The 26,654-nt window shown below is 67.1% G+C and carries 23 protein-coding genes and 2 pseudogenes; 14 read left to right on the top strand and 11 right to left on the bottom strand.

Translation table 11 applies throughout. The features are described 5' to 3' along the window. The first annotated feature begins 7 nt into the window (after nucleotides 1-7). The gene (locus tag AC1DF3_RS19645; RefSeq protein ID WP_478140563.1) at nucleotides 8-1,075 is read left to right on the top strand and encodes an ABC transporter ATP-binding protein; all 1,068 of its coding nucleotides are present in this window, start codon (nucleotides 8-10) and stop codon (nucleotides 1,073-1,075) included. Between the two features lie 197 nt (nucleotides 1,076-1,272). Beyond that, a complete protein-coding gene (locus AC1DF3_RS19650; RefSeq protein ID WP_478140602.1) occupies nucleotides 1,273-2,040 on the top strand; it encodes a MetQ/NlpA family ABC transporter substrate-binding protein in 768 nt (255 codons plus the stop codon). A gap of 69 nt (nucleotides 2,041-2,109) precedes the next feature. Here the strand turns inward: AC1DF3_RS19650 and AC1DF3_RS19655 are convergent. From AC1DF3_RS19655 to AC1DF3_RS19665, 3 genes and pseudogenes are all read right to left on the bottom strand, one after another. After that, a pseudogene (locus tag AC1DF3_RS19655) lies at nucleotides 2,110-2,241 on the bottom strand (ABC transporter substrate-binding protein); the annotation flags it as partial. Nucleotides 2,242-2,268: 27 nt separating this feature from the next. Then, nucleotides 2,269-2,466, bottom strand: coding sequence for a hypothetical protein (locus AC1DF3_RS19660; protein WP_286530788.1), 198 nt, complete (start codon nucleotides 2,464-2,466; stop codon nucleotides 2,269-2,271). Between the two features lie 316 nt (nucleotides 2,467-2,782). Next, a complete protein-coding gene (locus AC1DF3_RS19665) occupies nucleotides 2,783-3,019 on the bottom strand; it encodes a hypothetical protein (protein ID WP_478140564.1) in 237 nt (78 codons plus the stop codon). A 253-nt stretch (nucleotides 3,020-3,272) separates the two neighbouring features. Between AC1DF3_RS19665 and AC1DF3_RS19670 the strand changes: the two genes are divergently transcribed. Then, on the top strand, nucleotides 3,273-3,770 hold the full coding sequence (locus AC1DF3_RS19670) for a penicillin acylase family protein (protein WP_478140603.1): 498 nt from the start codon (nucleotides 3,273-3,275) through the stop codon (nucleotides 3,768-3,770). A 455-nt stretch (nucleotides 3,771-4,225) separates the two neighbouring features. Here the strand turns inward: AC1DF3_RS19670 and AC1DF3_RS19675 are convergent, their stop codons facing one another. Then, on the bottom strand, nucleotides 4,226-4,483 hold the full coding sequence (locus AC1DF3_RS19675) for an SWIB/MDM2 domain-containing protein (RefSeq protein WP_286530785.1): 258 nt from the start codon (nucleotides 4,481-4,483) through the stop codon (nucleotides 4,226-4,228). 169 nt (nucleotides 4,484-4,652) lie between these two features. Between AC1DF3_RS19675 and AC1DF3_RS19680 the strand changes: the two genes are divergently transcribed. Both AC1DF3_RS19680 and AC1DF3_RS19685 read left to right on the top strand, forming a co-directional pair. Further along, nucleotides 4,653-9,479, top strand: coding sequence for an NAD-glutamate dehydrogenase (locus AC1DF3_RS19680; RefSeq protein WP_478140565.1), 4,827 nt, complete (start codon nucleotides 4,653-4,655; stop codon nucleotides 9,477-9,479). A gap of 236 nt (nucleotides 9,480-9,715) precedes the next feature. Next, nucleotides 9,716-9,889: a hypothetical protein gene (locus tag AC1DF3_RS19685; RefSeq protein ID WP_478140566.1), complete on the top strand. Its 174-nt coding sequence runs from the start codon at nucleotides 9,716-9,718 to the stop codon at nucleotides 9,887-9,889. On the opposite strand, the gene AC1DF3_RS19690 is transcribed toward AC1DF3_RS19685, so the two are convergent. After that, the gene (locus AC1DF3_RS19690) at nucleotides 9,890-10,219 is read right to left on the bottom strand and encodes an NAD(P)H-dependent oxidoreductase (RefSeq protein WP_478140567.1); all 330 of its coding nucleotides are present in this window, start codon (nucleotides 10,217-10,219) and stop codon (nucleotides 9,890-9,892) included. A 17-nt stretch (nucleotides 10,220-10,236) separates the two neighbouring features. Here AC1DF3_RS19690 and AC1DF3_RS19695 point away from each other — a divergent pair. Together AC1DF3_RS19695 and AC1DF3_RS19700 are read left to right on the top strand one after the other, a co-directional pair. Beyond that, a pseudogene (locus AC1DF3_RS19695) lies at nucleotides 10,237-10,605 on the top strand (carboxymuconolactone decarboxylase family protein); the annotation flags it as partial. A gap of 18 nt (nucleotides 10,606-10,623) precedes the next feature. After that, the gene (locus tag AC1DF3_RS19700) at nucleotides 10,624-10,944 is read left to right on the top strand and encodes a DMT family transporter (protein ID WP_478140568.1); all 321 of its coding nucleotides are present in this window, start codon (nucleotides 10,624-10,626) and stop codon (nucleotides 10,942-10,944) included. A 68-nt stretch (nucleotides 10,945-11,012) separates the two neighbouring features. Here the strand turns inward: AC1DF3_RS19700 and AC1DF3_RS19705 are convergent, their stop codons facing one another. After that, nucleotides 11,013-11,825: a nitroreductase gene (locus AC1DF3_RS19705; RefSeq protein WP_478140569.1), complete on the bottom strand. Its 813-nt coding sequence runs from the start codon at nucleotides 11,823-11,825 to the stop codon at nucleotides 11,013-11,015. A gap of 117 nt (nucleotides 11,826-11,942) precedes the next feature. Here AC1DF3_RS19705 and AC1DF3_RS19710 point away from each other — a divergent pair, with 117 nt between their 5' ends. The 3 genes from AC1DF3_RS19710 (at nucleotide 11,943) to AC1DF3_RS19720 (ending at nucleotide 14,706) form a co-directional block, all read left to right on the top strand. Further along, a complete protein-coding gene (locus AC1DF3_RS19710) occupies nucleotides 11,943-12,923 on the top strand; it encodes a LysR family transcriptional regulator (RefSeq protein ID WP_478140570.1) in 981 nt (326 codons plus the stop codon). Between the two features lie 205 nt (nucleotides 12,924-13,128). Next, complete coding sequence (locus AC1DF3_RS19715) at nucleotides 13,129-14,028, top strand: tripartite tricarboxylate transporter substrate-binding protein (protein WP_478140571.1); 900 nt, start codon at nucleotides 13,129-13,131, stop codon at nucleotides 14,026-14,028. A gap of 3 nt (nucleotides 14,029-14,031) precedes the next feature. Continuing rightward, on the top strand, nucleotides 14,032-14,706 hold the full coding sequence (locus AC1DF3_RS19720) for a nitroreductase (RefSeq protein WP_286530777.1): 675 nt from the start codon (nucleotides 14,032-14,034) through the stop codon (nucleotides 14,704-14,706). Between the two features lie 183 nt (nucleotides 14,707-14,889). Here the strand turns inward: AC1DF3_RS19720 and AC1DF3_RS19725 are convergent, their stop codons facing one another. From AC1DF3_RS19725 to AC1DF3_RS19735, 3 genes are all read right to left on the bottom strand, one after another. Continuing rightward, nucleotides 14,890-15,681, bottom strand: a complete 792-nt coding sequence (locus AC1DF3_RS19725; RefSeq protein WP_478140572.1) for an SDR family NAD(P)-dependent oxidoreductase — start codon at nucleotides 15,679-15,681, stop codon at nucleotides 14,890-14,892. A 68-nt stretch (nucleotides 15,682-15,749) separates the two neighbouring features. Next, nucleotides 15,750-17,111: an alpha/beta fold hydrolase gene (locus AC1DF3_RS19730; RefSeq protein WP_353506683.1), complete on the bottom strand. Its 1,362-nt coding sequence runs from the start codon at nucleotides 17,109-17,111 to the stop codon at nucleotides 15,750-15,752. A gap of 291 nt (nucleotides 17,112-17,402) precedes the next feature. Further along, on the bottom strand, nucleotides 17,403-20,189 hold the full coding sequence (locus tag AC1DF3_RS19735; RefSeq protein ID WP_478140573.1) for an ATP-binding protein: 2,787 nt from the start codon (nucleotides 20,187-20,189) through the stop codon (nucleotides 17,403-17,405). 249 nt (nucleotides 20,190-20,438) lie between these two features. On the opposite strand from AC1DF3_RS19735, the gene paoA reads away from it, so the two are divergent. From paoA to paoC, 3 genes are read left to right on the top strand one after another with little or no spacing between them, the layout of a single operon-like run. Further along, complete coding sequence (paoA, locus tag AC1DF3_RS19740) at nucleotides 20,439-21,077, top strand: aldehyde dehydrogenase iron-sulfur subunit PaoA (protein ID WP_478140574.1); 639 nt, start codon at nucleotides 20,439-20,441, stop codon at nucleotides 21,075-21,077. Then, complete coding sequence (locus AC1DF3_RS19745; protein WP_478140575.1) at nucleotides 21,074-22,024, top strand: FAD binding domain-containing protein; 951 nt, start codon at nucleotides 21,074-21,076, stop codon at nucleotides 22,022-22,024. Before paoA ends, AC1DF3_RS19745 begins: the two co-directional genes overlap by 4 nt. A gap of 2 nt (nucleotides 22,025-22,026) precedes the next feature. Then, on the top strand, nucleotides 22,027-24,237 hold the full coding sequence (gene paoC, locus AC1DF3_RS19750; protein WP_478140576.1) for an aldehyde oxidoreductase molybdenum-binding subunit PaoC: 2,211 nt from the start codon (nucleotides 22,027-22,029) through the stop codon (nucleotides 24,235-24,237). A gap of 99 nt (nucleotides 24,238-24,336) precedes the next feature. Here paoC and AC1DF3_RS19755 read toward each other — a convergent pair whose 3' ends face one another. Next, entirely contained in the window at nucleotides 24,337-24,819 is a 483-nt protein-coding gene (locus AC1DF3_RS19755) for a hypothetical protein (RefSeq protein ID WP_478140577.1), read from the bottom strand. Between the two features lie 193 nt (nucleotides 24,820-25,012). After that, the gene (locus AC1DF3_RS19760) at nucleotides 25,013-25,630 is read right to left on the bottom strand and encodes a hypothetical protein (RefSeq protein ID WP_478140578.1); all 618 of its coding nucleotides are present in this window, start codon (nucleotides 25,628-25,630) and stop codon (nucleotides 25,013-25,015) included. 191 nt (nucleotides 25,631-25,821) lie between these two features. On the opposite strand from AC1DF3_RS19760, the gene AC1DF3_RS19765 reads away from it, so the two are divergent. Continuing rightward, on the top strand, nucleotides 25,822-26,064 hold the full coding sequence (locus tag AC1DF3_RS19765; protein ID WP_478140579.1) for a DUF3606 domain-containing protein: 243 nt from the start codon (nucleotides 25,822-25,824) through the stop codon (nucleotides 26,062-26,064). The last annotated feature ends 590 nt before the right edge of the window (nucleotides 26,065-26,654 follow it).

The following is a 26,654-nucleotide window of genomic DNA, read 5'->3' on the forward strand; positions in this document are numbered from 1 at the left end:
CCTCCTCATGGCCTCCATCACCATCCGCCAACTCGCCAAGAACTTCGGTCCTGCGCCCGTCATCCGCGGCATCGACATCGGTATCCGCGACGGCGAATTCGTCGCACTGGTCGGCCCGTCCGGCTGCGGCAAGTCCACGTTGCTGCGCATGATCGCCGGCCTCGAGAGCATCGACGCAGGCGAGATCTTGCTGGGCGACCGGCGCATCAACGACGTGGCGCCGCGCGATCGCGATGTCGCGATGGTGTTCCAGAACTACGCGTTGTATCCGCACATGACGGTCGGCCAGAACCTCGGTTTCGGCCTGACGATCCAGGGCTTGAAGCCCGCCGACATCGCCCGCCGCGTGCGGCAGGCGGCCGAAACGCTGGGCCTCGGCGACCTGCTCGATCGCCGGCCGCGCCAGCTCTCGGGCGGCCAGCGCCAGCGCGTCGCCATGGGTCGCGCCATCGTGCGGCAGCCCCAGGCCTTCCTGTTCGACGAGCCGCTGTCGAATCTGGACGCCAAGCTGCGGGTGCAGATGCGCACCGAGATCAAGGCCCTGCACCAGCGCCTGGGAACGACCACGGTCTACGTGACGCACGACCAGGTCGAGGCGATGACGATGGCCGACCGGATCGTGGTGCTGAAGGACGGCCTGATCGAGCAGGTCGGGGCGCCACTCGAACTCTACGACCGGCCCCGGAATGCCTTCGTGGCGGGCTTCATCGGTTCGCCGGCGATGAACTTCATCCCGGGACGCCTGCAGCTCGACGGTGCCCCCTCCGTCCTGACGGACGACGGCTTGCGGCTGCCGTTGACGTCGGCATCCCGCGGCGCTCACGGCGATCGCGTGCTCTACGGCACGCGCCCCGAACATTTCACGATCGACCCGAGCCGCGGACTTTCCGCCGATGTGATCGTGGTCGAGCCCACCGGTGCAGAGACACAGGTTGCGCTTCGCCTGGCCGGCCAGACCGTCATGGCGGCGTTCCGCGACCGGATCGGCGCCCGGCCGGGCGACCGTCTGGCGCTTTGGCCAGTGCCCGGCGAGGCGCACCTCTTCGACGCGGCCGGCGGCCAGCGCCTCAACTGACCGCCCCACGTTGTCCGACTGCGTGCTGCCGCCGGCGCGCCACCGCTCGACGCCCGGCGCATAAGGTTGCGCGTTTTCCTTCGTTCCCTGCCGGGCCGACGGCCGTCACAGTGATGGCTCTTTCATTCGACATGCCCATTCCCATGCTTCCTGTCCACCGCCGCGCCGCGCTGATCGCCGCGCTCTCCCTTGCCTCCATGGCCCTTTTCACCATCGGCGGCACGCTGCACGCGCAGGACAGGAAAGCCCTGAAGATCGGCGTCTCCGTCGGCAGCGGCGAGCAGATCTGGGAAGTCGTCAAGAAGGCGGCGGCACGCGACGGCCTGGCCGTCGAGGTCGTCGTGTTCAACGACTACCAGCTGCCCAACGCCGCGCTGGCGGCCGGCGATCTCGACGCCAACGCCTTCCAGCACCAGCCCTTCCTCGACAACCAGAACAAGTCGCGCGGCTTCGACATCGTGCCCGTGGGCCTGACGATCACCGCGCCGCTGGGCTTCTACTCGCGCAAGATCAAGTCGATCGATGCGCTGCCCGACGGCGCGTCGGTCGGCATCCAGAACGACCCGTCCAACGGCAACCGCGCGCTGCTGCTGCTGCAGGAGGCCAAGCTCATCACGCTCAAGCCCGAGGCCGTGAAGAACAACAGCGCGACCCCGCTCGACGTGGTGTCCAACCCCCGGAAGCTCAAGCTGGTGCCGCTCGACGCCGCGCAGCTGCCGCGCTCGCTGGACGACCTGACGATCGCCTCGATCAACAACGACTATGCCGAGAAGGCCGGGCTGACGCTGGCGAAGGATGCGGTGCTCAAGGAGGCGCCGAAGGGCCCCTACGCCAACATCATCGCGGTGCGCCGTGCCGACAAGGACAAGCCGTGGGCGCAGCAGCTCGTGAAGGCCTACCACTCGCCCGAGGTGAAGAGCTTCATCGAGACCAAGTTCAGCGGCGCGCTCGTGCCGGCGTTCTGAAGCGGCCCGACGTTGGGCTTATCGGACGGGTTGAAAGAGCCCGGCCTGCAGGGTGTCGACCCGGCGCGGCAGCAGGTAGTGGCCTCCGGAGCCCTTGGCCACGCCGACCTTCTTGCCCTTGAGGTCTCCGAGGGACTTGAGCGGCGAGTCGGCACGCACCACGATCGCCTGCGCGGTCGGCGAAGGCGCCTCCTGGGCCACGGGATCGGATTGGCATTTGAATTTGAATCACCAGGAATGCGCCAGCAGCGGCAGGCCCGCAGCCACCGCGGCCGCCTGGATGCGCAGCACGACCCGCGCCGGCACATGGACGCGCGGCGCGCACCGCGCCACTTCGCGTGGCGACGCCGGCGCGATGCGCCAGGCGGAACCGGTGCGTTCGACCACGTGGCGGGCTTGCTGGGCAGGTGTCGACTCGATGTGCATGCGCTTTGAACTCCGTGTCCTGGGCATTCTGCGGACGCGCAGCGGGCCCGCAAACGAAGGAATGCGAGTTTGCAGATGCGCTTTCCGTTGGGGCCGAGGTGCGGTCCGGGCACGACGGCTAGAGGTTCGGCTGCGGCGTGATGCGCAGGCAGGGGATCGCCTTGAAGCCCTGAGCGGCGACTGCTGCAGTTCCAGCGCGCGTATCGGACTCTAGAACAATGTCAGTGCGCGCAACGCAACTGGCGTGCCGCCCGGCTTCGCGGGCATTGCCACGCTACTTGATCCGTATGGATATCGGTCGACCATTTCTTTGCCGTCATGGGAAGGTCAAGTCCAAACCGAGCACCCTGCCAAGGCCAAAGGCAAGGAGCGAGAGGCCCAGGAGCGATAGCACGAAGACTGCGGCCACCTTGCCGCCCGCGCGTAGCACCGCGCTCTGCTTCTCCTTCCCCTTCTTCCCTTGCTCATAGTGCCACTTGATGGCGAAGAACATCCCCGTGCCGAACACGAGAACCTTGAACGCAACGAAGACTACAGGGACCCAATCCATCATTTTGAATTTTGCAGGCTTTTACGGGCCAGGACGCGACCTTGGCAAGCGCTCATGGTGCCATGACTTGCCTGGGGGAAGCGCCGAGGTCGCGAACCTTGCACTCTTGAACCAGCTGAAGGCAGAGAAAGGCGCAGCCACTGGGCAACAGATTTACGAGCAGATGCGGTGGCTGGAGGACCCACGAGCGTTGCCGCCGGCACGCACGCGCGCGAGGCAAAGGATGGTTCTCATTTCGCCCTGAGAAGCTTGGGTCCTGGGCCCCTCGAAGACGTACGATGGCATCCCCATCCTCTACAACGGCCCCCAGCAGGGCTTCAACAACCCCGCCTTCGTGACCGCCATCGGCCTTCACGGCGCAGGCTATGACCTGACCGGCATGGCGCCCATCGGACTGCTGCCTGTCCTCTTCGGCACCGACGGAACCATCGCATGGGCTGTGGCGGACCTCAATGCTCGCTATTTTGTGCCGTCATCAAATCGGCCACCGCCACGCTTCCTGTGTCAGACCTGGTACGAAAGGCAGCGGATGCTCGTCGCTTGGGACATGCGTCTGAGAGACGCCGACAAGGACGGCCGGTACGACGGGCCCGGTGTCACGATTCTTCAGGCATGGTTGAAGGCGATGACCGTTGCGGTCCTGAAGGATGACTTGCCGGCCGGCGTCTTCAACTCCTTGGTCGACCTGGGGTACGCGCCGCTGACGGGAGGCGCACCGGGAAGCCTCCAGCCTGTACCGCGGGATTCCGAGTGATTCTGCGAAAGAACGCCGTGGAGGTGTGCTCGTTGATGGCGCCGGGGCAGAGCGGCTTTGTCAGCGCAGGCCTCAAAAACAAGGCCAAGCACTACGACGACCAGATGTCTCTATTCGAAGCGAGCTCCTGCAAGCAGGACGCAGTCGGGACTCGGCGGGTCGATGCACATCTGGAGTCCACAAGGACGTTGACTGTGAGCCCCTGACGGGCCCGGGATTCATCACACCCAGGACTTCCGCGGACCGGCAGGCAGGGGCGAAGGGCTGCTTCCAGCCTATGGAGCAGCATCCCGGTCACTTGGCCCAGTTCGACCGCCCGAAGGGAGTGACGCGGGTAGTTGAACCGTGATGGGCGCTCGGCTCGGCCAGCAAATCGGCATCGCGATGTTCGATTGGAGGTCGATGGGAAGGTCCGGCCTTGACCGGCCGGAGCCGGCTGCGTGCGGCGACGCTCTTCAGGACAGATGCTTCCCAACAAGACCCGACATTTCGAACATCGTCACCTCGGGCTTGCCCATCACCGCTTGAAGCTTGGCATCGCAAAGGATATTGCGCTTGTTCGCCGGGTTTTGGAGGTTGTTCCGCTTGATGTAGTCCCACAGCAGCTTGGTGACCTCGGTTCGAGGCTGGGCTGCGGAGCCAATGACGGCTGCGAGCTCGACGCTGGGTGTCAGGGGGCGCGTGAACGCCGTTTGCTTCTTGGCAGTGGTCATGTTCGTCTCGGCAAAGCGTGAATTCTACGAGCGCCCCAAAAACGGTTCGCTGGGCGCGGTTCCGAACAGGCGGTCACCGCGCGGCCCGCGCCAGCTGCGGCGTATGGGTCTTGCTTTTCCGCCCGGTCGCTTCCACAGTGGCTGGACACACACCGATCAGGAGGCAAGCATGGAAACCGATGCACCCGAGGCTGGACGCCCAAGCGAACGCGTGGACGAGGTCGTTGGCCTGATTCGCGCCAAGGTCGCCACGGACCAGGCGGATCTGCTTGCAGCGTTCGTTCGGCAGTACTTTGGCCAGGTGGACCCTGAAGACCTGGCCGACCGCCAGATCGCCGACCTGTATGGCGCCGCGCTCTCGCATTGGAGCTTCTCGCGAAAGCGCGAACCGGGGCGCGCCAGGTTGCGCGTTTTCAACCCGACGATCGCGGAGCACGGCTGGCAGTCGACGCACACCATCATCGAGATCGTCAACGACGACATGCCGTTCCTCGTCGATTCGGTGACGATGGAAGTCAACCGCCACGGGCTGACCCTGCACCTGATCATCCATCCGCTGGTCGCGGTGATCCGCGACAGCGAGGGCACGCTCCAGGGGCTGGCGACAGAAGCGCCTTCGCCCGATGCGCGGCGCGAGTCGTTCATCCATGTCGAGGTCGACCGCGTGGCCGACGCAGGCCGGCTCGAGGCGCTCGCTGCCGACCTGGCGCGAGTGCTCGGCGACGTGCGGCTGGCCGTGGCCGACTGGAAGACGATGAAGGAGCGCGTGCTGGGCATCGTCCAGGGCCTCGACGAGCGCGCCCCGCCGATCCCGCCGCAGGAACTTGCCGAAGGCCAGGCCTTCCTGCGCTGGCTGGCCGACGATCACTTCACGTTCCTCGGGCACCGCAGCCACGAGCTGGTGAAGGTCGACGGCGAGGACGCGCTCAAGGTGGTGCCGGATTCGAGCCTCGGCATCCTGCGCGAGGTGATCAAGGACCCGACTGCCGCCTTCGCGGCGCTGCCACCGGAGGTGCGCGCCTACGCACGCCGGCCCGAGTTGCTGGTGGTCACCAAGTCCACCTCGCGCTCCACCGTGCACCGGCCCGGCTACCTTGACTACATCGCCATCAAGCGCTTCGATGCCGAAGGCCTTGTCTGCGGCGAAGACCGTTTCCTCGGCCTGTTCACTTCCACGGCCTACAGCGCCAGCCCGGCCGACATTCCACTGCTGCGGCGCAAGGTGGCTGACGTGGTCTTGCGCGCCGGCCTCGCGAGCGGAAGCCATTCGGGCAAGGCGCTTGTCAACATCCTCGAGACCTATCCGCGCGACGAGCTGTTCCAGACCAGCGCGGACGAATTGCTGTCCACGTCCATGGGCATCCTCCACCTGGGCGAGCGCCAGCGCTTTCGCCTGTTCGTGCGGCGCGACCCCTTCGAGCGCTTCGTGGCGTGCATGATCTACGCACCACGCGAGAACTACACGACCGAGCTGCGCGAGAAATGGCAGGCGATCCTGGTGCAGGCCTTCAACGGCACCAGTTCCGAGTTCAATGTGCACCTGTCGGAATCGGTCCTGGCCCTGATCCAGATCACCGTCCGCACCCGGCCCGGACAGATCCCGCCCTTCGACGTGCACGAGGTCGAGCAGCGCCTGGTAGCCGCCGCCCGCCGCTGGGACGACGACCTGAAGTCGGCGCTGATCGAGACCACCGGCGAAGCGCGCGGCAACGAACTGCTGCGCCGGTTCGCCGGTGCCTTCCCGGCCGGCTACCGCGACGAGTTCGCGGCGCGCACCGCCGTGCACGACATCGAACTGATGGAATGGCTGAGCGACGCGCAGCCGATCGGCATGAATCTCTACCGGCCGCTCGAAGCGGCGCCGGGCACGCTGCGCTTCAAGGTGCTGCGGCGCGGCGAACCGCTCATCCTGTCGACCAGCCTGCCGATGCTCGAACACCTGGGCATGAGCGTGCTGGACGAACATCCGCACCGGCTCGCACCGCAGGGCGCATCGCCGATCTGGGTCCACGATTTCGGCCTGCGCAGTGCGCTGGGCGATGCCGAGGTCGAGGTCGACGCGCTGCGGCCGGTGTTCGAAGACGCCTTCGCCGCCGTGCTCGGCGGCAAGGTCGAGAACGACGACTTCAACCGCCTGGTTCTCGCAGCGCGCCTGCCCGCGCACGAGATCGTGGTGCTTCGCGCCTACGCGAAGTACATGCGGCAGATCGGCTTCGCGCTGTCGCAGCCGTTCATGGAGAGCACGCTGGCGGCGAACGCTCCCGTTGCGCGCGCGCTGGTCGAACTGTTCAAGCTGCGCTTCGATCCGGCGCAGGCGGCCGGCGCCGACACGCTGGCGGGCGAGAAGGTGCGCGAGATCGAAGCCGCGCTCGAGAACGTGGCCAACCTGTCTGAAGACCGAGTGCTGCGGCAATACCTCGCGCTGATCCTCGCCACCACACGCACCAACTACTGGCGTCGCGATGCGGCAGGCGGCCAGCGCGATTTCCTGTCGTTCAAGTTCGATTCCTCGAAGGTGCCCGATTTGCCGGCGCCCAAGCCGATGTTCGAGATCTTCGTCTACTCGACCCGCTTCGAGGGCGTGCACCTGCGCGGCGGCCGGGTCGCGCGCGGAGGGCTGCGCTGGTCGGACCGGCCGGAAGACTTCCGCACCGAAGTGCTAGGCCTCGTGAAGGCGCAGATGGTCAAGAACACCGTGATCGTGCCGGTGGGCTCCAAGGGCGGCTTCGTGCTCAAGCGCGCACCCGCGGCGAGCGACCGCGATGCGTACCTGCGCGAAGGCGTGGCCTGCTACCAGGACTATCTGCGCGGCCTGCTCGACATCACCGACAACCGCGTCGGCGACACGATCGTGCCGCCGCCGCAGGTCAGGCGCCACGACGATGACGACCCCTACCTCGTGGTTGCGGCCGACAAGGGCACGGCCACCTTCAGCGACTACGCCAACGGCGTCAGCAAGGAATACGGCTTCTGGCTCGGCGACGCCTTCGCCTCCGGCGGCTCGGTGGGTTACGACCACAAGGTCATGGGCATCACGGCACGCGGAGCCTGGGAATCAGTGAAGCGCCACTTCCGCGAGATGGGCATCGACACGCAGACGACCGAATTCACGGTGGCCGGAATCGGCGACATGTCGGGCGACGTGTTCGGCAACGGCATGCTGCTTTCGCCGCACATCCGGCTCGTGGCGGCGTTCGACCATCGGCACGTCTTTCTCGACCCGACCCCCGATGTGCCGAAGAGCTTTGCCGAGCGCCAGCGCCTGTTCAAGCTGCCGCGATCATCGTGGGCCGACTACGACGCGTCGCTGATCTCCGAAGGCGGTGGAGTCCATGCGCGCAGCGCCAAGTCGATCCCGATCACGCCGCAGATGAAGAAGGTGCTCGACATCACCGCCGACACGCTCACGCCGACCGAACTGGTCAATGCCATCCTCAAGGCCCCGGTCGACCTGATCTACAACGGCGGCATCGGCACCTACGTGAAGGCCGCGAGCGAGAGCCACGCGCAGGTGGGCGACCGTGCCAACGACGCCCTGCGCGTCAACGGCGGGGAGTTGCGCTGCAAGGTCCTCGCCGAAGGCGGCAACCTCGGCTGCACGCAATTGGGCCGGATCGAATTCGCGCAGGCGGGTGGGCGCATCAACACCGACGCGATCGACAACTCGGCCGGCGTCGACACTTCGGATCACGAGGTCAACATCAAGATCCTGGTCGGCCTGCCCATCTCCGAAGGCGAGCTCACCGAGAAGCAACGCAATGCGCTGCTGCCGGAGATGACCGACGACGTGGCCGCGCTGGTGCTGCGCGACAACATCTTCCAGACGCAGGTGCTGTCGGTCACAGGGCGCATCGCGCCACAACTGCTCGATGCGCAAACCCGGTTCATGCAGTACCTCGAGAAAGCCGGGCGGTTGCATCGTGCGATCGAGTACCTGCCGTCCGACGAAGAACTGGCCGAGCGCCGTGCCCAAGGCCAGGGCCTGACCAGTCCGGAGCGCGCGGTGCTGTTGGCCTACAGCAAGATCTGGCTCTACGACGAACTGCTGGCCTCGCCGCTGCCCGACGACCCCTGGGTTGCGACGGCGCTGGCGCGCTACTTCCCGAAGCTGCTGAGCGAGAAGTTCGCGGTCTACATGCCCAGGCATCCGCTGCGGCGCGAGATCATTGCCACGCACGTCACCAACAGCGCCATCAACCGGATCGGCAGCACCTTCGTGCATCGCTTGGTCGAGACCACCGGCGCCCGTGCGTTCGAGGTCGTGCGCGCCTATCTCATGAGCCGCGAGATCTTCGGCATGGTGCCGCTGTGGCTGTCCATCGAAGCGCTCGACAACCGCATCGACGACGCCGTGCAGTCCAGCCTGCTGATCGACACCAGCCGGCAACTGGAGCGCGGCACGAAGTGGTTCCTGCGCTCGCGGCGATTGAACGAGGACATGGAATCGACCATTGCACACTTCACGCCGAACGTCGAGGCGCTGTCGGCACGGCTGACCGAACTGCTGGCCCCCGACGAGCGGGCCCGCGTCGACACCGCGGTCTCGCACTATGTGGCCGGCGGCGTGCCGCGCGAACTGGCCGAGCGCGTCGTCACTTTCGACTCGTTGTACGCGACGCTCGACATCGCAGAGATCGCCGGCAGCGCCAGTCGGCCGGTGGCACTCGTGGCAGTGATCTACTTCGACCTCGCGAACCGCCTCGGCATGCCGTGGCTGCGCGAGCGCATCGGGGCGCTGCCCGGGGACCAGCATTGGCAGATGCTTGCGAAAGCCGCGATGCTCGACGACCTGTCGAGCCTGCAGCGCTCGATCACTGGCGCGGTGCTTGCCGGGGGCGGCGACGAGTCGCCGGCGGTACTCGTCGAGGCATGGCGCGCCACCAATGGCCGGTCGCTCGAACGCGCGGCGGAGTTGATGGGCGAACTGCGTGCGGTGCCGGCGCCTGATGCCTCGATGTTGTCTGTTGCATTGCGGGAACTGCGGGCATTGGCGTAGTGTCTGCATGGCGGCGCAGCGTGGCCGGTGGAGAAGTCGAAGTCGTGCCGCTGGAACTGATCGCGCAGACATCGTGAACGCGGGCTCCGCACACGCGAAAGTCGCCTTCGCCGTGAATTCGTAGCGGAAGTCGGCCGCCATTGAGGCGATTCGCCGCCCTGAGCCCTATGTGCGGCAGTACGCGCTTTCCGACCCCGACGCGCTTGCGCTGATCCCGCCGAGCTGGAGATAGGGCGTTGAATGAATATGACCCCGATGGGGTCGAGGGCGGTTCGCGCAGCGCCTCCACCCAAGACGAGCGCCGCTACCCGCTGGTGGACACCGCATCCGACGGCGATTGGCCACAAGCCAAGTTGCATGCGCGGCGGCCGGATACCGGGGTCGAGCAGCAGGCATTGCACACGCGGTAGTCAACGGGAAGGAGCGCTCCCCCGAAGCCCGCCTGCAAAGTGATGCTGCAGGGCCAGCCTTGCCTGCGCCCTCGCCCCTGCAACCGCTGCCGGGCCGGAGGCGACACCTTCGACACAGAAGAAGCTCACGTCGCGAAGGCCGATCATGCCCAGGATGGCTTTCAGGTGAGGCGTCAGGAAGTCCGGCTGCCGTGAACCATCGCCGGAGAATCTGCCGCCCGAGGCCACGGCAACGAAGACAGGGCGGTCGCACAACAACCCGACCTTCCCGTTCGGACCGACATCGAAGGTACGTCGCACGCGAGCGACGTGGTCGATCCAGAGTTTCAACGCCGCAGGGACGGTGCCTCCCTAAAGCGCTGATCGACCTCGTGTACCTGCGCGTCTCGCAGATCAACGGCTGTGCCTACTGCATCGACATGCATTCCCGAGACTTGCTCAAGACGGGCCTGGCGGTCGAGAAACTGGTGCTGGTTCCCGTCTGGCGCGATGCGATCGAGGTGTTCAGCAGCCGCGAACGCGCCGCATTTGCATGGGCTGAAACCGTCACACGCGTCGCCGAGACCGGCGCTCCCGATTCCGAGTACCAGGCTGCAGCGGACGAATTCAGCGACAACGAACTCGCCGTGCTCACCTACGCCATAGGCTTGATGAACGCCTTCAATCGATTCGGGATCGCGTTCCGCTCGACCCCGGCCGCCGCTGCCGCTGCCTGACGAGTGGGCTTGGCAACCATGGCATGGACACTGCTTTGCATTGCGGGAATCCTCGAGATCGCCTTCGCATTCAGCATGAAGGCATCCCACGGCTTCACCAAGGTGATGCCTGCGCTCTTCACGGTTGGCACGGGCCTGACGAGTGTCTTTCTTCTGTCACTGTCGATGCGCACGCTACCCATGGGGACCGGCTATGCGGTATGGACCGGCATCGGCGCGGCTGGCACCGCGATCGTGGGAATCCTGGTGCTGGGCGACTCTGCGGCGCCGATGCGGGTCCTGTGTGTTGGACTGATCCTGGCAGGCGTCATCGGGCTCAAGCTGGTTACGCCGGAATGATTCGACCGTTCGAAGGGTTCCAGCAAGGTGCCCTCGACATCTCGATTGACCGCGCCTCGCGCGGAAGTTCACTCCGGGAAGCCAACCAGCCGTGCGAAACAACGGACAGACTCGCGTGGCATCGGCGCCCGGTTGACCTTCGCGTCAGGGTCGCCGTACCCCATGGACATGCCGAAAGCCGTCACTTCCTCCGGGGCCATCTCCAGGTGGGACGCGATGACCTCGTGGAAGGGCGCGAAGGACACTTGCGGGCAGGTGTCGATGCCTCGCGCCTTCGCGGCGATCATCACGTTCTGAGCGAACAGACCCAGGTCGATCCAGCTGTGAGGTTTCAGGCGACGGTCGATGCTGAAGAGAAGGCCGACGGGCGCCCCGAAGAACGAGAGGTTGCGTTCGGACTGGCGTGTGCGTGCGGGTGCGTCGTTCCGATCGATGCCGAGGGACCCGTAGTAGCGCGCGCCGAAATCCTGCAGGCGGGCGCGGAACACCTCGGGCAACGGATCGGGGAAGTGCGCGGGCGCCGGCACGGAGCCCGCGCGAGAGGCCGCCAGCATCGCATCGGCCAGTTCGTCCTTGGCGCTGCCACTGACCACGTAGACGCGCCAGGGCTGGATGTTGGCCCCGCTGGGCGCCGTCGCGGCATCCTCCAGGATGCCTTCGACCAGTTGGCGATCGAGCGGCAGCGGCTTGAAGGCGCGGGTGGCGCGACGGGAGCGCACGACGCTCGACACGCATTGCGCGATGGCCCTTTGCGCCCGTTGACTGACTGAATTGCCCATCGCGACGGCTGTGCCTGCGGTCATGTCCTTCGCTTCCTCGAGGAAGGAAGCCGAGCGCTCGATCGGCGCTTCGCGGTCTCGGATAAAGGTCTCGGTGGTCATGGTGTGTGCGCTCTCGCGATGATCTGAAGGCAATCATCGGCCGCGATCACACTGAAGGGAACTGATGCTTCTGCAAGCTCATAATGCATGCCGTTCAATTTGCCGGGAGAGCGCCAGATGAGCATTGGCCGCATGGACCTCAACCTTCTCAAGGTCTTCGATGCGATCTACGAAGAGCGCAACCTGGTCGTCGCGGGCAAGCGGCTGAACCTGACCCAGTCCGCGGTGAGCCACGCACTGGGGAGGCTGCGCGAACTGGTGGGCGACGAGCTCTTCATGCGCACGGGCAAGGGCATGGTTCCCACCGGGCGAGCTGCCGCCATGGCGCCAGCCCTGCGCGATGCGCTGCGCCAGATCCAGGCCACGCTGGGCGTGGAGCCTTTCTCTGCGCAGGAGTCGAAGCGGCGCTTCGTGATCGCGGCGAACGACCATCTCACCGCCGTGATCATCGCCCCGCTGTCCCGCGCGCTCGAGCAGGTGGCGCCCGGCGTGGACCTCGTGATCCGGCCCTCTACCCGGCTCGACCTGGCAGAGCAGATCGATCTGGGACGCATCGACCTCGCCATCGGCATCTTCGCCCAGGTGCCCAGCCGCCTGAACGCGCGCACGCTGATGTCCCAGGGCGAAACCATCCTGATGCGCAAGGGGCACCCTGCCTCGCGCCGCAAGCTCACCATGCGCGACATGGCGAAGTTCCCGCTGGTCACCCTCTCGGTGGGGGGCCAGGAGGAAGGGGCGGTGGGAGGCTTCATCCTGGAGCGCGGCCTCGCACGCCAGTCCGAGATGTTCGATCGGCAGGCGCTCGAAGAGGCTCTGCGCGAATTGAGCGAGGTTCCCCGCACGCGCGTGACCGTCCCGCACTCGCTGGCGATACCGGAACTCCTTCGCGAGACCGACATGCTGTCCATCGTGCCCGCGTCGCTTGCTGTTGCGCTGGCAAAGCACGGCGACTTGCTGCGCCGCCCTCCTCCCTACCCGGCGGGGACCTCGACCATCCGCGCAGTCTGGCATCGCCGGGACGAGCATGACGTGGGACACAGCTGGCTGCGCGAGATGGTGGCCAACGCAGCGCGGCTGACCGAGGAGGCCCTGGGCTAGCTGGCGCCGCCCAAGTGCACGGCGTGCATCTTGCCCTTGCAAAGACTTCAGTTCCCTTCGGCCCGTCTGGCCACCATCATTCCGCCACTTCGAATCGTCCAACCGTGTGGGGTGCAGAATGAACGCAATGAACCGTCGCGCATTTGCGCGTATCGCCTTGACAGTGCCGGCAGCGAGCTGGCTCCCGCCCTCGTTCTCGCAGGCCATGGCCGGCGTCGGCAAGCTTCTCGTGGGCTATCCGGCCGGAGGCACCCTCGACACGACAGCACGCCAACTGGCGGAAGCCTGGCGCAAGCAGGGGCGCCAGTACATCGTCGACAACCGGGTGGGTGCGGCCGGGCGCATCGCCAGCAGCCAGCTCAAGCGCGAACGGCCCGACGGTGGCACGCTTCTTTGCACGCACACCTCCGCGCTGACCATCTACCCGCACGTGTATTCGCGACTCATGTACGACCCGGCGGCGGACCTGCAGCCCGTGTCACCGCTGGTCGCCGCCACCTGTGCGTTCGCAGTCAGCAGCACCGCGCCTGCCGGCGTTGTCGACGTGAAGACGTATGTCGACTGGGTCCGCCGCGCGCCGGACGCCGCCAGCTATGCCTCCCCGGCTGCCGGCTCCTTTGCGCATTTCCTGGGGTATCAGTTTTCCGATGCGGCAGGGCTGAAGCTGCAGCACGTCGGATACCGCGGGTCGGCCCCTGCCATGCAGGACCTGATCGGAGGACAGATCCCGGCCTACTTCGGCTTCGTTGCGGATTTCCTGCCCTACCTGCAGCAAGGACGTATCCGTATCCTGGGCGTCACCGGCGACAAGCGCACGCCCTTCCTGCCCAAGGTGGCGACCTTCGCAGAGCAGGGGTTCCCGAAGGTTCGCGGCGTCGAGACCTACGGGATCTTCGCGCCCCCCGGCACGCCTGAAGGCACCATCGAGGCGCTGCACACGGCGATAGTGGCTGCAACCAAGGACCCTGCGCTGCGCACGGCCTTCGAGCAGGTCGGCCTCGAGCCGCTGACGCTCGCGCCGCAGGAGTACGCGAAGCAGCTTCAGCGCGAACGCGAATTCTGGGCGCCCATCGTTCGCGCCTCCGGGTTCCGCTCCGAGGAGTGAGACATGTTCACCCACTGCGTGGACCAGATCCTGCGATCGCGTCGGTCGACGCGCGCCTACAAACCGGACCCCGTGTCCGCGCAAGCGGTGCTCGACATCCTCGACTGCGCTGCCACCGCACCCAGCAACTCGAACACTCAGCCGTGGCGCGTGCATGTGCTGGCTGGCGCGCCCATGCGCGAACTGGGGGATGCGCTGGTCAAGAGCTTCCGCGAGGACCTTCTGCCGCCCTCCTCCCATTTCCCGGATCCGCTCCCGGTAGAGTTCGGTGCACGTCAGGCGGACTTCGCGGCCCGCTACTACGGGTGCCTGGGCATCGACCGGCAGGATGCCGCGGCCCGGTCAGCGCAGACCGAGCGGAACTTCCACTTCTTTGGCGCACCCGTCGGCCTCATCTTCAGCATCGACTCGCGGCTGACGGCACACAGCTGGCTGGACTTGGGGCTGTTCGTGCAAGGCGTGATGATCGCCGCGGGTGCGCGTGGGCTGGCCACCTGCCCGCAGGTCTCGTTCGCGCGCTTTCATCCCGTGATCGCGTCGCACCTGCGCATGGCGCCGCAGCACGTGACGGCCTGCGGGATGTCCATGGGCTTCGCGCAGAGCACGGCACCTGTGAACCAGGTCCGCATGCCGCGAGCGAGCGCACTCGAATTCGCGCAGCTCGTCGGCTTTCCCTGATGCCTTCGCGGCAGCGATCGCCCCAAGTGCTGTGCACAACGTGTCGATCCCCGTCGACGCCACCCTCCCCGCCGGCGAGTAGACCGGTACGGGCATCACAAGTCCCGACGTCTCGACGTCGAGCATGCGAATTTGGCCAGCCATCGCGAGGCGGCGAGCCAGCTGGAATGGATCGGGCTCTCGTCAGAACGCGCTCTTGATCACGCCCCCGTCGACACGCAGGGCCGCCCCCGTGGTCGCCGACGCCAGCGAACTGGCGACGTAGGCCACGAGCGAGGCGACTTCCTGCGGTGCCGCGAAGCGCTTGATCAGCGAGGTCGGCCGAACGCGATCGAAGAACTCCGCCTCGACCTGCTCGAAACTCTTGTCGCTGGAGCGTGCCATCCCTTCGACGAAGTCGCCGACCCCGCGTGATCTGGTCGGGCCGGGCAGTACGCTGTTGACCGTGATGCCCGTGCCGGCGACCGATTCCGCCAGTCCGCGCGACACAGCGAGTTGCGCGGTCTTCGTCATGCCGTAGTGGATCATTTCGGTCGGTATCTGCACCGCGCTTTCGCTGGAGATGAAGATGATCCGCCCCCAGTTGGCGCGCCTCATCTCGGGCAGAACCAGGCGCGCGAGCCGGACGCCGCTCAGGACGTTGACGTCGAAGAATCGCTGCCAGTCTTCGTCGGGAATGTCCTCGAAGGCCTCGGGCTCGAAGATGCCGAGGTTGTTGACCAGGATTGCGATGCCGGCGTGGCGCCGCACGGCCTCCTGGGCCGCCTCGGCACGGCCGAGGTCGGCGACCAGCCCGTGGACCGTGCCGTGCGTCTCCGCGCGGATGCGGTCGACCGCCTCGTCGACCCCGGCCTGGGTCCTGCCGTTGACGACGACGCTCGCGCCCTCCTCGGCCAGCGTGCGCGCGATCGCGTAGCCGATGCCGGCCGTGCTGCCGCTCACCAGCGCCAACTTGCCATCGAGTTGCAGGTTCATGTCGATGCTCCTTGTTCGTTCGAGGGGGAAACCGCTGTCGGGGGGGCGCAAGGCGCTGGCAGGCGCCCCTATTTGACGTAGTCGGTGTCCGAGGGCCCGTAGCCCGTGATGACCACAGTCGCACCCTCCGCACCGGTTCGGGCGAAATGCGCGACGCCCCCGGGCTCGGTATAGAAGCTCCCCGACGGCAACGACTTGATGATGGCCGGGTCGTTCGCGGTGCCGTAGCCGAAATACCAGAGACCAGCCACGACCGTGGCGGTCCGGTCGTCCCGGTGACGGTGGGCCTCGATCACCGTGTTCGGCGGGACCGACAATTCAATGCTGTAGAGCCCGTGGGCCGCCGGATCACCATGGAGCACCCGCGTCGAGACGCCGGGCAGGCCCGAGGTCCCCGCTCCCGCGACCCGCGCCGGCAACGCATCGATCTCGCTCGACGTGAGTCGCTTCTGCGACGCCTGCGTCGGCGCAGAGACGACGAACGGGACGAGCAGTGCCAGCGCCTGGTCAGGCTGCTCTTCCATGATCCAGTGTCCCGAGTTCGTGATGACGGCGCCGCGCACGTTGCTGGCCACCGTATCGAGCTCTGCGGCCAGCGAGGCGCCGTACGAGTGATCGCCACCGATCGCGAGAATGGGCATCGGCAGCTTGCCGGTCTTCGCGAACAGCGCCTGGTTGTCGACCGCATCGGTCGCGAACGCGGCGAACTGGCCGCCGAACGCGTTGTGGATCGCACCCGGTCTGGCATAGAGGCGGGCATAGTGGCGCCGTGTCGGCTCGTCGATGCGGGCCGGATTCGCCGACAACTCGTTGTAGAAACGATCCAGCAGGATGCGCTCGCGGCCCGCGACGAGGCGCTCGACATCGGGCCCGCGGAAGTTGAAGTGCCAGACCTTGGGATTCGTCAACTGCTTGTCCCAGCTTCCCAGACCGGGCAGGGGCGCATCCATGATGGCCCAGGCGTTAACCCGCGTCGGATTCTGGGCCGCCGTCGCATAGCCCACCATGTTGCCGATGTCGTGCGTCACGAGCGTGAACTCGCCGATCTGGAGTTGATCCAGGATCGCGATCAGGTCGTGTGCCTGGGCCACTTTCGTGTAACCGTCCTCCGGATGCGACGACAGTCCCATGCCGCGAAGGTCCGGAACCACGACGGTGTGTGTCTTCGCGAGGAGCACCGCGAGTGGCTGCCACATGTCGCCCGTGTCGCCGAAGCCGTGCAGCAAGACCACCGCCGGGCCGGCGCCCCCGATGCGCACGAACTGCGTGCCGCCGCTGACCGCCATCTGCTGGGCCCTGAACGTCGGCGGGTAGGCCTGAACGGCTGCCGCTGCCGGTGCGGCGTGTGCCGCCAGCGCAACGACAAGGGCGCAGAAGCAATAGCGCAGCCAGTGAAGCGGCGACGCCTGAAGTGCAGGCTGGAATGGCATGTGATCTCTCCGAGAAGTTGAGGGGGATGTCAAGAAGAAGAAGAAGCAGAAGCGCCGGCCGGCTTCAGCCGTCCGCAATCGCACGGAAGGCCGCCGCCACGATCGGATCGACCTGGCACACCTCCACGGTCATGCTCTTGTTCATGCTCGACGCTCCTCGACCAGATCGACCCGACGCGGCGGCATGCAGCGTCCGGTGAGCAGAATCGGTGATCGGGCCGAGGATGACCAGTGAAGTTGCGTGAATTTCCGTGATCCGACGCGAAGCGCCCGGCGCTCGCGCCGTACGGCCTAGGCGGAGACGATGGCGCGCGCGGCGCGCAGGTCGGCCGTCTCCAGGCCTTCGTCGAAGCGGCCGTACAGGGGGGCGACCAATTCACGCGCCTCGGCGAAGCGCCCTTGTCCGATCCACGAGCGGGCCAGGCTCATGGCGCCGCGCAGCTCCCAAGCCAGGGCGCCCTGGCGCCTCGCGAGGTCCATCGCGCGCCTGAATTCGCGCTCTGCGGCTTCGCCGGCGGCGGCGTCGGCGCGCAGCAACAGGTACTCGCCGTGCTTGCGCAGGATCTCCGGGGCGCACCAGCCGCACGCACCGGCGGCCACGCGATCCAGGCTGACCGCGTGGTGCCATCGATCGGCCACGCTGGCGATGCAGTCCAACTCCTTCGCGTTGATGGTCTGGGCGAAGGGCATCCGCAGGGAGTCGCCCGAGCCGTCGCGTGCGACCTCCAGGACCGCCTCGAACGAATGTCCCCACGATTCCCAGTACGGCGAATGGCTCTTGCGCGACGTCGTGACCAACCGCTTCACGAGGGACTCCGCAAGCGCCTGCTCGCCACGCCAGAAAGCCAGCGGGATCGCCCCCATGGCGAGCGTTTGCAGCAGGGCGTGGTGATGGGCGTCGCCGGTCATCGCCAGGCACTCTTCGATGGTGCGCGACGCACTGTCCGGCCGGCCTTCGATCCACTGCATGCGGGCCAGCAGGATCCGCATCGAAATGCGGCGTGGGACGATGCTCGGATACCCGGGTGGCGAGCGGTACGCGTCGCGGGCCAGCGTGAGCTCGGCGTAGCGGCGCGATGCGGCATGGTCGCCCATGAAATGTCGGCATTGCGCCAGCAGCCGCTCCGCCAGCACCATGCCCGCCTCGTCCTCGGCGTGACGTGCCACTTCCAGTGCGGACTCGGCGGCGGCCGTCGCGCCCACGTAGTCGCCGGTCACGAAACTGCCCAGCCAAGTGCTGTAGAGGGCGAGGATCCGCGAGGCCGAGTCGGCCATGCGCTCGGCGAGCTGGGCCGCGCGCGACAGGATCGCGAGCGTGCGTTGCCCGCGCCAGCCCGGCTCGACGCTGGGCCACGCCAGCACCAGGTTCAATCGCAATTCCAGATCGGGTCTCGGCGGCTCCAGCAGCCGAAGGTGGTTGAGCGCCCGCTCGATGCGGTCGACCTGTTCGGCGAGCACGCCGAGTTCATGGATCGGCATCGCGAAGGCCATGATCTCGATGCCGATCTGAAGCTCGCCGCCCTCGGAGAAACACCAGTCCAGCGCGGCCCGGACGTCCTCGATGTGCCCGCCATGTTCGGTCAGCGAGGCCGCCAGCAGCATGCCGTCGCGCCCGGTGTCCGCGGCCACCAGCTTGTCGTGCACCTCCAGCGCGTGGCGCCTGAAGACCGGATTCACCGGTTCTGCTTCGCGCAGCTTGCGCGTCGCGAAGGCGCGGGTCGTGTCGAGCAGCCGGTAGCTGGCAAGGCCTCGGGCCAAGTCGACGCTGACCAGCGATTTGCTGGTCAGGCTCACGAGCGACTCCAGCAGGTCCTCCCGCGTGATCCGGTCGCCGCTCGCCACGCTGCATGCGGCGTCCAGGCCGAACGCACTTCGGAAGACCGACAGGCGTCGCAACACGATCTGCTCGGGCGTGGACAGCAGCTGATAGCTCCAATCCAGCATGGCCGCAAGCGTCTGATGCCGCGGCGCGGTCGAACGCCGGCCGCGAAAGAGGAGCGACAGATGGTCGCCGACGCGCGATTTGAGCTCGACCACGCCCAGACTCGCGACCCGGGCGGCGACCAGCTCGACGGCCAGTGGCAGCCCATCCAGCTGGCAGGTGAGCGCGCAGACGTCGCGCACGTTGTCGTCGGTGAGCGCGAACGGGAGGCCACCCATCGCCGCCCGTTCGACGAACAGCTCGACAGCGGCGGATTGCATCGCGCGATCGATGTCCAGGGGGCCGTCCATGGACGGCAGTGCGAGCGGCGCGATCCGGTAGGTCCGTTCGCCGTCGACGTCCAGTGGCTCGCGGCTGGTGGCCAGGATGCTGGCGGTCGTTTCCGCGAGAAGAGCACCCACCAACCCGGCCACCGCATCGATCACGTGTTCGCAGTTGTCGAGCACGACGAGGACATCCGTCGCGGCGAGCGATTGCATCAACGACGCGAGCGGTTCCTGCGCAGCGAACGGGACATCCAGCGCGCTCGCCAGCGTCGCGGCCACGAGGCTGCCCTCGGCGATGGGCGTCAGGTCGACGAAAACGACCCCCTGTCGATAGCGGCTGGCGCATTCGTTGGCCAGTGCCAGTGCCAGCGTCGTCTTGCCGATGCCGCCGGGGCCGGCGATGGTCAGCAGGCGGTGCACCTGAAGCTGGTCTTCGAGCGTGGCAAGCGCCTCTGCGCGGCCGATCATCCGCGACGGGCATGGCAAGGTCGCGCGTGTGGGCCTGACGACGGGCGAGACCGCGACCGCGGAGTCACCGCGCGCCACTGTGCCGACGAAGCAGTAGCCGCGGCCCGGAACGTTCTCGATGTAGCGGGCACCGCCCTGGCCGTCGCCGATCGCGCGGCGCAGCGACGACATGTGCACGCGCAAGCTGGTTTCCTCGACGACGGTGCCGGGCCAGGCCCGCGCTTCGAGGTCGCGGCGGCTGACGATTTCTCCGGCGCGCTCGATGAGCGCCGTGAGCAGGTCGAAGGCCCTGCTGCCCAATCGAACCGGCGTCGCACCGTCCAGCAGCCGACGCTGGTCCTTCAGGAGGCGAAACGGTCCGAACGCGAAGTCACACGGGACCGACTCGACTGGCAAGGGCATGAGCGTGGATGGGGGGTTGCAGGGCGTCGCCAGTCTAGCGCTCGCCCTGGCGCCGCGCCAGCCGGAAGTTCGGCCGAATGCTACCTCAATGGTGGCGGCTCCGTGATATTCACGTCGACCGACCCGCCCCGGTGAAGGGCGACTGCCAGGCGGGACGTCGCTGGCGGAGGCATGCGGCGGATACCTACATGGCATCGCACGATCGCCCGCATAGTCGATCGCTCGCGCTCTCCGTTGCAAGGATCTCCAATGGACAAACCCGATCTGTCCCTTTCCCGCCGCGACCTCCTGATCGCCAGTGCGGCATCGGCGGCGTGGGCATCCGCCCCCACCGAGGCAGCCGCTTCGCCTGTGTCGGGACCACCCGGCACGGTGCCCTCCTCGCGCGTCTCGCTCGAGGTGAACGGCACGGCCCATGCCCTCGAACTCGACAACCGAACCACCCTTCTCGATGCCCTGCGTGAGCACCTTCACCTCACGGGGACGAAAAAGGGCTGTGACCACGGCCAATGCGGCGCCTGCACCGTGCTCGTGAACGGCGAGCGGATCAACGCATGCCTGACGTTGGTCGTGATGAACGACGGCGCGAAGGTCACGACCATCGAAGGCCTGGGAACCCCATCGCGCATGCATCCGCTCCAGGCCGCGTTCGTCAAGCACGACGGCTACCAGTGCGGCTATTGCACGCCGGGTCAGATCTGCTCCGCGGTCGGTGCGCTGGACGAGATCCGCCGCGGCGTCCCGAGCCACGTCACCGCGGATCTGAACGCCAAGCCGATGCTGTCGGCCGAAGAGCTGCGAGAGCGCATGAGCGGCAACCTCTGCCGTTGCGGCGCGTACTCGAACATCCTCGACGCGATCTCCGAGACCGAAGGGGTGCGAACATGAAGCCATTCACCTACGAACGCGCCCGTTCACCCGCCGAGGCGGCCGCTGCCGTGACGCGCGATCCGGCCGCGAAGTTCATCGCCGGCGGCACCAACCTGCTGGACCTGATGAAGCTGCAGATCGAGGCGCCGGCCCACCTGGTCGACGTGAACGGCCTGGCACTCGACAGGATCGAGGCCACATCCGACGGCGGCCTGAGGATCGGTGCGCTGGTGCGCAACACCGCGCTGGCGTCGGACGAGCGCGTGCGGCGCGACTATGCAGTGCTGTCGCGCGCACTGATGGCGGGCGCTTCGGGCCAGCTGCGCAACCGGGCCACCACCGCCGGCAATCTGCTGCAGCGCACGCGCTGTCCGTATTTCTACGACACCGACCAGCCATGCAACAAGCGCAAGCCGGGCAGCGGCTGCAGCGCCATCGGCGGCTACAGCCGCCAGTTGGCCGTGGTCGGCGGCAGCCAGGCCTGCATCGCCACCCATCCGAGCGACATGGCGGTGGCCATGCGCGTGCTGGATGCGAACGTCGAGACGGTGCGCTCCGACGGTCGCACCCGGGTCATCCCGATCGCGGACTTTCATCGCCTGCCCGGCGACACGCCGCACATCGACACCGCGCTGGGGCGCGACGAACTGATCACGGCGGTGACGCTGCCGCGCCCGCCCGGCGGCACGCAGGTCTACCGCAAGGTGCGCGATCGCTCGTCCTATGCGTTCGCGCTGGTCTCGGTCGCGGCCATCGTGCAGCGCGACGGCACCGGGCGCCTGGCGCTCGGCGGCGTCGCCCCCAAGCCCTGGCGGGATCCGGCTGCCGACGCGGCGCTGCGGGAGGGGGCCAAGGCTGCCGCCACCCGCTTGATGGCGCAGGCCAAGCCCACGCATGACAACGCCTTCAAGGTGGCGCTGGCGGAACGCACCATCGCCGCGGCGCTGCTGCAGGCGAGGAGCTGAGCATGAAATTCGACACCCCCGCCACCGCCAATCCGATCGACCAGCTCAAGGTCGTGGGCAAGCCCACGCCGCGGGTGGATGGGCCGCTCAAGACCACCGGCACGGCGCCCTATGCCTACGAGCGCCACGACGTGGCCGCCGGTGCCGCATACGGCTGTGTCATCGGCGCGGGCATTGCCAAGGGGCGCATCGCCTCCATGGACCTGGGCGCGGCGCGCGCCGCGCCGGGCGTGCTGGCGATCGTCACTTCGCGCAACGCGGGCAAGCTCGGCAAGGGCGAATTCAACACCGCCAAGCTGCTGGGCGGGCCCGGCATCGACCACTACCATCAAGCGGTCGCCGTGGTGGTGGCCAGCACGTTCGAGCAGGCCCGCGCGGCAGCGCAGCTGGTGCGCATCAGCTACGAGGTCGCGCCGGGCAAGTACGACCTGGCGGCCGAAAAGGCGGGCGCCAAGGCACCCCAGGCCACCGAATTCTCCGGCCCACCGGATACCCGCGTAGGCGACTTCGCCGGCGCGTTCGCCGCGGCGCCAGTGCAGTTGGACGCCATCTACACGACGCCCGATCAGACCCACGCCATGATGGAGCCGCATGCCTCCATCGCCGCCTGGGACGGCGACAAACTCACGGTGTGGACGTCGAACCAGATGATCGGCTGGGGCGTCGGCGACGTGGCCAAGACCTTGGGAATTCCCAAGGAGAACGTTCGCCTGGTGTCGTCATTTGTCGGTGGCGGATTTGGCGGCAAGCTGTTCGTGCGCGCTGACGCGGTCTTCGCGGCGCTCGGCGCCCGCGCGGCCGGCCGCCCCGTGAAGGTGGCGTTACAGCGCCCGCTGATGATCAACAACACCACGCACCGACCGGCGACCATCCAGCGCATCCGCATCGGCGCCAATCAGGACGGCCGGATCACGAGCATTGCGCACGAGGGCTGGTCGGGCGATCTGCCCGGTGGCCAGCCGGAGACCGCGGTCAACCAGACGCGGCTGTTGTACGCGGGTGCGAACCGGCTGACCGCGACCCGTCTCGCCGTGCTGGACTTGCCCGAAGGCAATGCCCTGCGCGCGCCGGGCGAGGCGCCCGGCATGATGGCCCTCGAGATCGCGATGGACGAAATGGCGGAGAAGCTCGGCATGGACCCGGTGGAGTTCCGCGTGCTGAACGACACGCAGGTCGACCCGGAAAAGCCCGAGCGCCCCTTCTCGCAGCGCCAGCTCGTGAAGTGCCTGCGCATGGGTGCCGAACGATTCGGATGGCAGCGGCGCAACGCCCGCCCGGGTCAGGTGCGCGAGGGAAGCTGGCTGATCGGCATGGGCGTCGCCGCGGGCTTTCGCAACAACCTGCTGACCAAGTCGGGCGCCCGCGTGCGCCTGGACAACCGTGGCATCGTGACCGTGGAGACCGACATGACCGACATCGGCACGGGCTCCTACACCATCATCGCGCAGACGGCGGCCGAGATGATGGGCGTGCCCCTGTCTCAGGTCGTCGTCCGGCTCGGCGATTCGGACTTCCCGGTGTCTTCGGGCTCCGGCGGCCAATGGGGCGGCAACAACTCGACCTCCGGCGTCTTCGCGGCCTGCATGAAGCTGCGCGAAGCGGTGGTCGCCGCGGCCGGCGTGCCGCTTGGCGAGGCGGTATTCGCCGACGGTACCGTGCGCGCCGGCGAACGCGTCGTGCCGCTGGCGGAACTGGCGGGCCCCCAGGGGCTGGCCGGCGAGGATTCGATCGAGTATGGCGAACTCGACAAGAAGTACCAGCAGTCGACCTTCGCGGGGCATTTCGTGGAAGTGGCGGTCGATGCCCATACCGGCGAGACCCGCGTGCGGCGCATGCTCGCCGTCTGTGCCGCCGGCCGGATCATCAATCCGCTCTCCGCGCGCAGCCAGGTCATCGGCGCGATGACGATGGGCGTGGGTGCCGCCCTGATGGAGGAACTTGCGGTCGACAAGCGGCGCGGCTTCTTCGTCAACCACGACCTGGCGGGCTATGAGGTTCCGGTGCACGCCGACATTCCGCACCAGGAGGTGGTGTTCCTCGACGAGGTCGATCCCATTTCTTCGCCGATGAAAGCCAAGGGCGTCGGCGAGTTGGGCTTGTGCGGCGTGGGCGCGGCGATCGCGAACGCCGTCTACAACGCCACCGGCGTTCGCATCCGCGACTATCCGCTCACGCTGGACAAGCTGATCGACCGCCTGCCACCGGTTGCCTGAAGTCGACCGGTCCGAAAAGGCGCCCTGGACATCCGAGGAGGTCGTTCGCCGGCACCTCGCATGCCCCATGCGCTGCGCTCCATGCCCCAGCGAAGCGTCTCACGGCATCACGCCGCTCAGCGCCTTGGGAATGGGAGTGACGATCAGCTTCTGGCTACCCAGGATGATCAGGCTGTTGCCGTCCGGAGTCACCCGCATCCGCGGGCGATAGCACTCGTAGTACGGGTAGTAGCTCGTCTGGCAACCAGGCATGTCAGGAAGAGTGAAGCTGCCGACCGAAGGCGCGTTCACCCGGGTGCCTGCGGGGGCGCTTGTGTCGAAGACATCGACGCTCGGCGGCACCGAATCGCCCGGTTCAACCGCATAGTTCAGCATGTAGGCGCGGCGGCCATCGGGCGACATCTGCGCCGCCCTGACACCTGTGTAGGGTTGAGGCAGGCGGCCCACTGTACCGAAGGCGCGGTCATAGACCACCTGGCCCGACATCAGGAATCGATCTCCGCTATAGCTCAGGCTGCTCAGCCAGTAGAAGAAATCCAGGCCGATCGGATTGACGCGAAAAATGTTGTCGACCGCGTCCATGTAGAGCATCGGCGGCCTGGGCGAGATCGACGCTGATTGCGTGAACATCAACCGGGAGCCGTCGCCCGACACCGCGAAATACGATCCGCCGTAGCAGTTGGTGCATCTCGGGTTCGCAATGGCAGGAACGCGGCCTGGCTGAGCTTTCGGCGTCGCAGCGGTCTTCTGACTTAGCTCGCCGCCGCCAGTCGGCTCAAAGCAGGCCCGCGGCCTGCGCCGCGTCCAGCACGGTGCGGGTCAGGTCTCGAAACTGTGCGCCGAAATCGGACGACGGTGAAGCAGCGAAGGTCGAAGTCCAGATCATCCGACCGCTCCGCACCTCGGTGACGCGTCCGGTCGCCGAAAAGCCAGTCGTCCCCCAGCCACCGATCGGCGCGCTCAGTCCTATTCCTGCGCCGCCGCTGCCACCGAAACTGAAGCCGCCCACCCCGACGGTCACCCCCGAACCCATCGAAGTCGTTGCGGGAGTCAGACCAAGGATGAAGACGGCCCTCGCTCCGGCGGCATTGGCGGTAGCGGCCAACTGTGCCTCCCACTCGCGCGGGTTCATCGCAGTGGTTTCCATCGGGGCGGAGACGGCATTGACGCCTCTGGCCAGCAAGGATCGCTGGAGGTTGTCCTGGCATTGCGCACGGCTCGACAAATCGAAGGTGTCGCACGCCACGAGAACCTTGCCGTCTCGCAGAACGCCCGAGTTCGGTCCCAGGGCGGGATCGATCCATTCGCCCCAACGTTGCGGCGGCGCCGAGCATCCGGCAACCAAGAGCGCCGCCAGTATTGCGACGCGGGCAGAAATCGGCCAGTCCTTCATGTTGCCCCCTGATCCATTGCCGGGAACGCCAGCGTACGCGTCCTCGAATGCAGGCTCGCAGAAGAAAGATCAGTCAGCGCGAGTAGGAGAACGCCCAAGCGGCGCGCGCCGACGTTCAAGTCCGCACGACCCTACAGGCCGCGTTCCGCCCGCGCGCTAGCGTGAGTGTTTTTCCATCCCCTGGAGGCCCCATGTCAGCGAACGACACCCCTATCGCCCCAAATTCCACCAGCCCGAGCAGCATCGACCTGAACTCCGACGCTTCCATTGCCGAATGGGCGCACAAGCTCGACGTATCCGAAGCCCAACTCAAGGAGGCCGTCGCGACCGTCGGCGACCGCGCAACCGACGTCGAGATGCATCTCAAGGGCTCGCGCAGCACGACGAACAACGAAGAAATTCGCAAGGGGGCGCAGCTCGGCGCCAGGCCGTAGTGATGACCCCCGAGAAGTCGATGAGGACAGGCGCCCGAAAAGCTGCAGCGCGCCGACTTCCTCGTGGGCTTCCCATGCAATGCGCTCGATGCGTTTGAGCGCCCTGGCTACCTGCGGAGCGATCGGCTGAGCTTGCTGGATCTCTACGTCGCCGTGGTGTTCCGGTGGCGGCCGCGCCGGCTGAGCGGCTGCCGGGAGGCGCCATGCATGGCGGAGGTGGTCCGACGCGTCGACGCGAGCCCCGGCCGCTGGATCATGGGGCGGCCCGATATCCCTTCAGCCGCCTTGGGAAAGCGAAGGCCCGCAGTCACATCGGAGCGCCGCGCTATGGCGCCCCTTGCTTTCCGGAGTCGGGCGCGAGGTCTGGCATATGCTCGACAACCGACTGCGGGTGGCTTGTCGCTGCGTTCGCCCGCCTGTCCAGGTCTGCCAGCCATTCGTCGGCGCTCGGCTGGCGAGCGCCTTCGTCCCTGGAGAGGGCCTGGATGACAGCAACGAGATCGGTCCGGCGATTCATGAGAATGATTTCCATTCTTCTTGCTGCCGGCCGACGTCGGCCAATGCCAACGACTGCGACGGAGCCTGACCTA

This window comes from Variovorax sp. 10N432, from assembly GCF_056394465.1.

Coding starts and splice junctions, on each gene's coding strand:
- AC1DF3_RS19645 (WP_478140563.1), top strand. CDS start 8: ATGGCCTCCATCACCATCCGCCAACTCGCCAAGAACTTCGGTCCTGCG.
- AC1DF3_RS19650 (WP_478140602.1), top strand. CDS start 1,273: ATGGCCCTTTTCACCATCGGCGGCACGCTGCACGCGCAGGACAGGAAA.
- AC1DF3_RS19660 (WP_286530788.1), bottom strand. CDS start 2,466: ATGCACATCGAGTCGACACCTGCCCAGCAAGCCCGCCACGTGGTCGAA.
- AC1DF3_RS19665 (WP_478140564.1), bottom strand. CDS start 3,019: ATGATGGATTGGGTCCCTGTAGTCTTCGTTGCGTTCAAGGTTCTCGTG.
- AC1DF3_RS19675 (WP_286530785.1), bottom strand. CDS start 4,483: ATGACCACTGCCAAGAAGCAAACGGCGTTCACGCGCCCCCTGACACCC.
- AC1DF3_RS19680 (WP_478140565.1), top strand. CDS start 4,653: ATGGAAACCGATGCACCCGAGGCTGGACGCCCAAGCGAACGCGTGGAC.
- AC1DF3_RS19700 (WP_478140568.1), top strand. CDS start 10,624: ATGGCATGGACACTGCTTTGCATTGCGGGAATCCTCGAGATCGCCTTC.
- AC1DF3_RS19705 (WP_478140569.1), bottom strand. CDS start 11,825: ATGACCACCGAGACCTTTATCCGAGACCGCGAAGCGCCGATCGAGCGC.
- AC1DF3_RS19710 (WP_478140570.1), top strand. CDS start 11,943: ATGAGCATTGGCCGCATGGACCTCAACCTTCTCAAGGTCTTCGATGCG.
- AC1DF3_RS19715 (WP_478140571.1), top strand. CDS start 13,129: ATGGCCGGCGTCGGCAAGCTTCTCGTGGGCTATCCGGCCGGAGGCACC.
- AC1DF3_RS19720 (WP_286530777.1), top strand. CDS start 14,032: ATGTTCACCCACTGCGTGGACCAGATCCTGCGATCGCGTCGGTCGACG.
- AC1DF3_RS19725 (WP_478140572.1), bottom strand. CDS start 15,681: ATGAACCTGCAACTCGATGGCAAGTTGGCGCTGGTGAGCGGCAGCACG.
- AC1DF3_RS19730 (WP_353506683.1), bottom strand. CDS start 17,111: ATGCCATTCCAGCCTGCACTTCAGGCGTCGCCGCTTCACTGGCTGCGC.
- AC1DF3_RS19735 (WP_478140573.1), bottom strand. CDS start 20,189: ATGCCCTTGCCAGTCGAGTCGGTCCCGTGTGACTTCGCGTTCGGACCG.
- paoA (WP_478140574.1), top strand. CDS start 20,439: ATGGACAAACCCGATCTGTCCCTTTCCCGCCGCGACCTCCTGATCGCC.
- AC1DF3_RS19745 (WP_478140575.1), top strand. CDS start 21,074: ATGAAGCCATTCACCTACGAACGCGCCCGTTCACCCGCCGAGGCGGCC.
- paoC (WP_478140576.1), top strand. CDS start 22,027: ATGAAATTCGACACCCCCGCCACCGCCAATCCGATCGACCAGCTCAAG.
- AC1DF3_RS19755 (WP_478140577.1), bottom strand. CDS start 24,819: ATGGACGCGGTCGACAACATTTTTCGCGTCAATCCGATCGGCCTGGAT.
- AC1DF3_RS19760 (WP_478140578.1), bottom strand. CDS start 25,630: ATGAAGGACTGGCCGATTTCTGCCCGCGTCGCAATACTGGCGGCGCTC.
- AC1DF3_RS19765 (WP_478140579.1), top strand. CDS start 25,822: ATGTCAGCGAACGACACCCCTATCGCCCCAAATTCCACCAGCCCGAGC.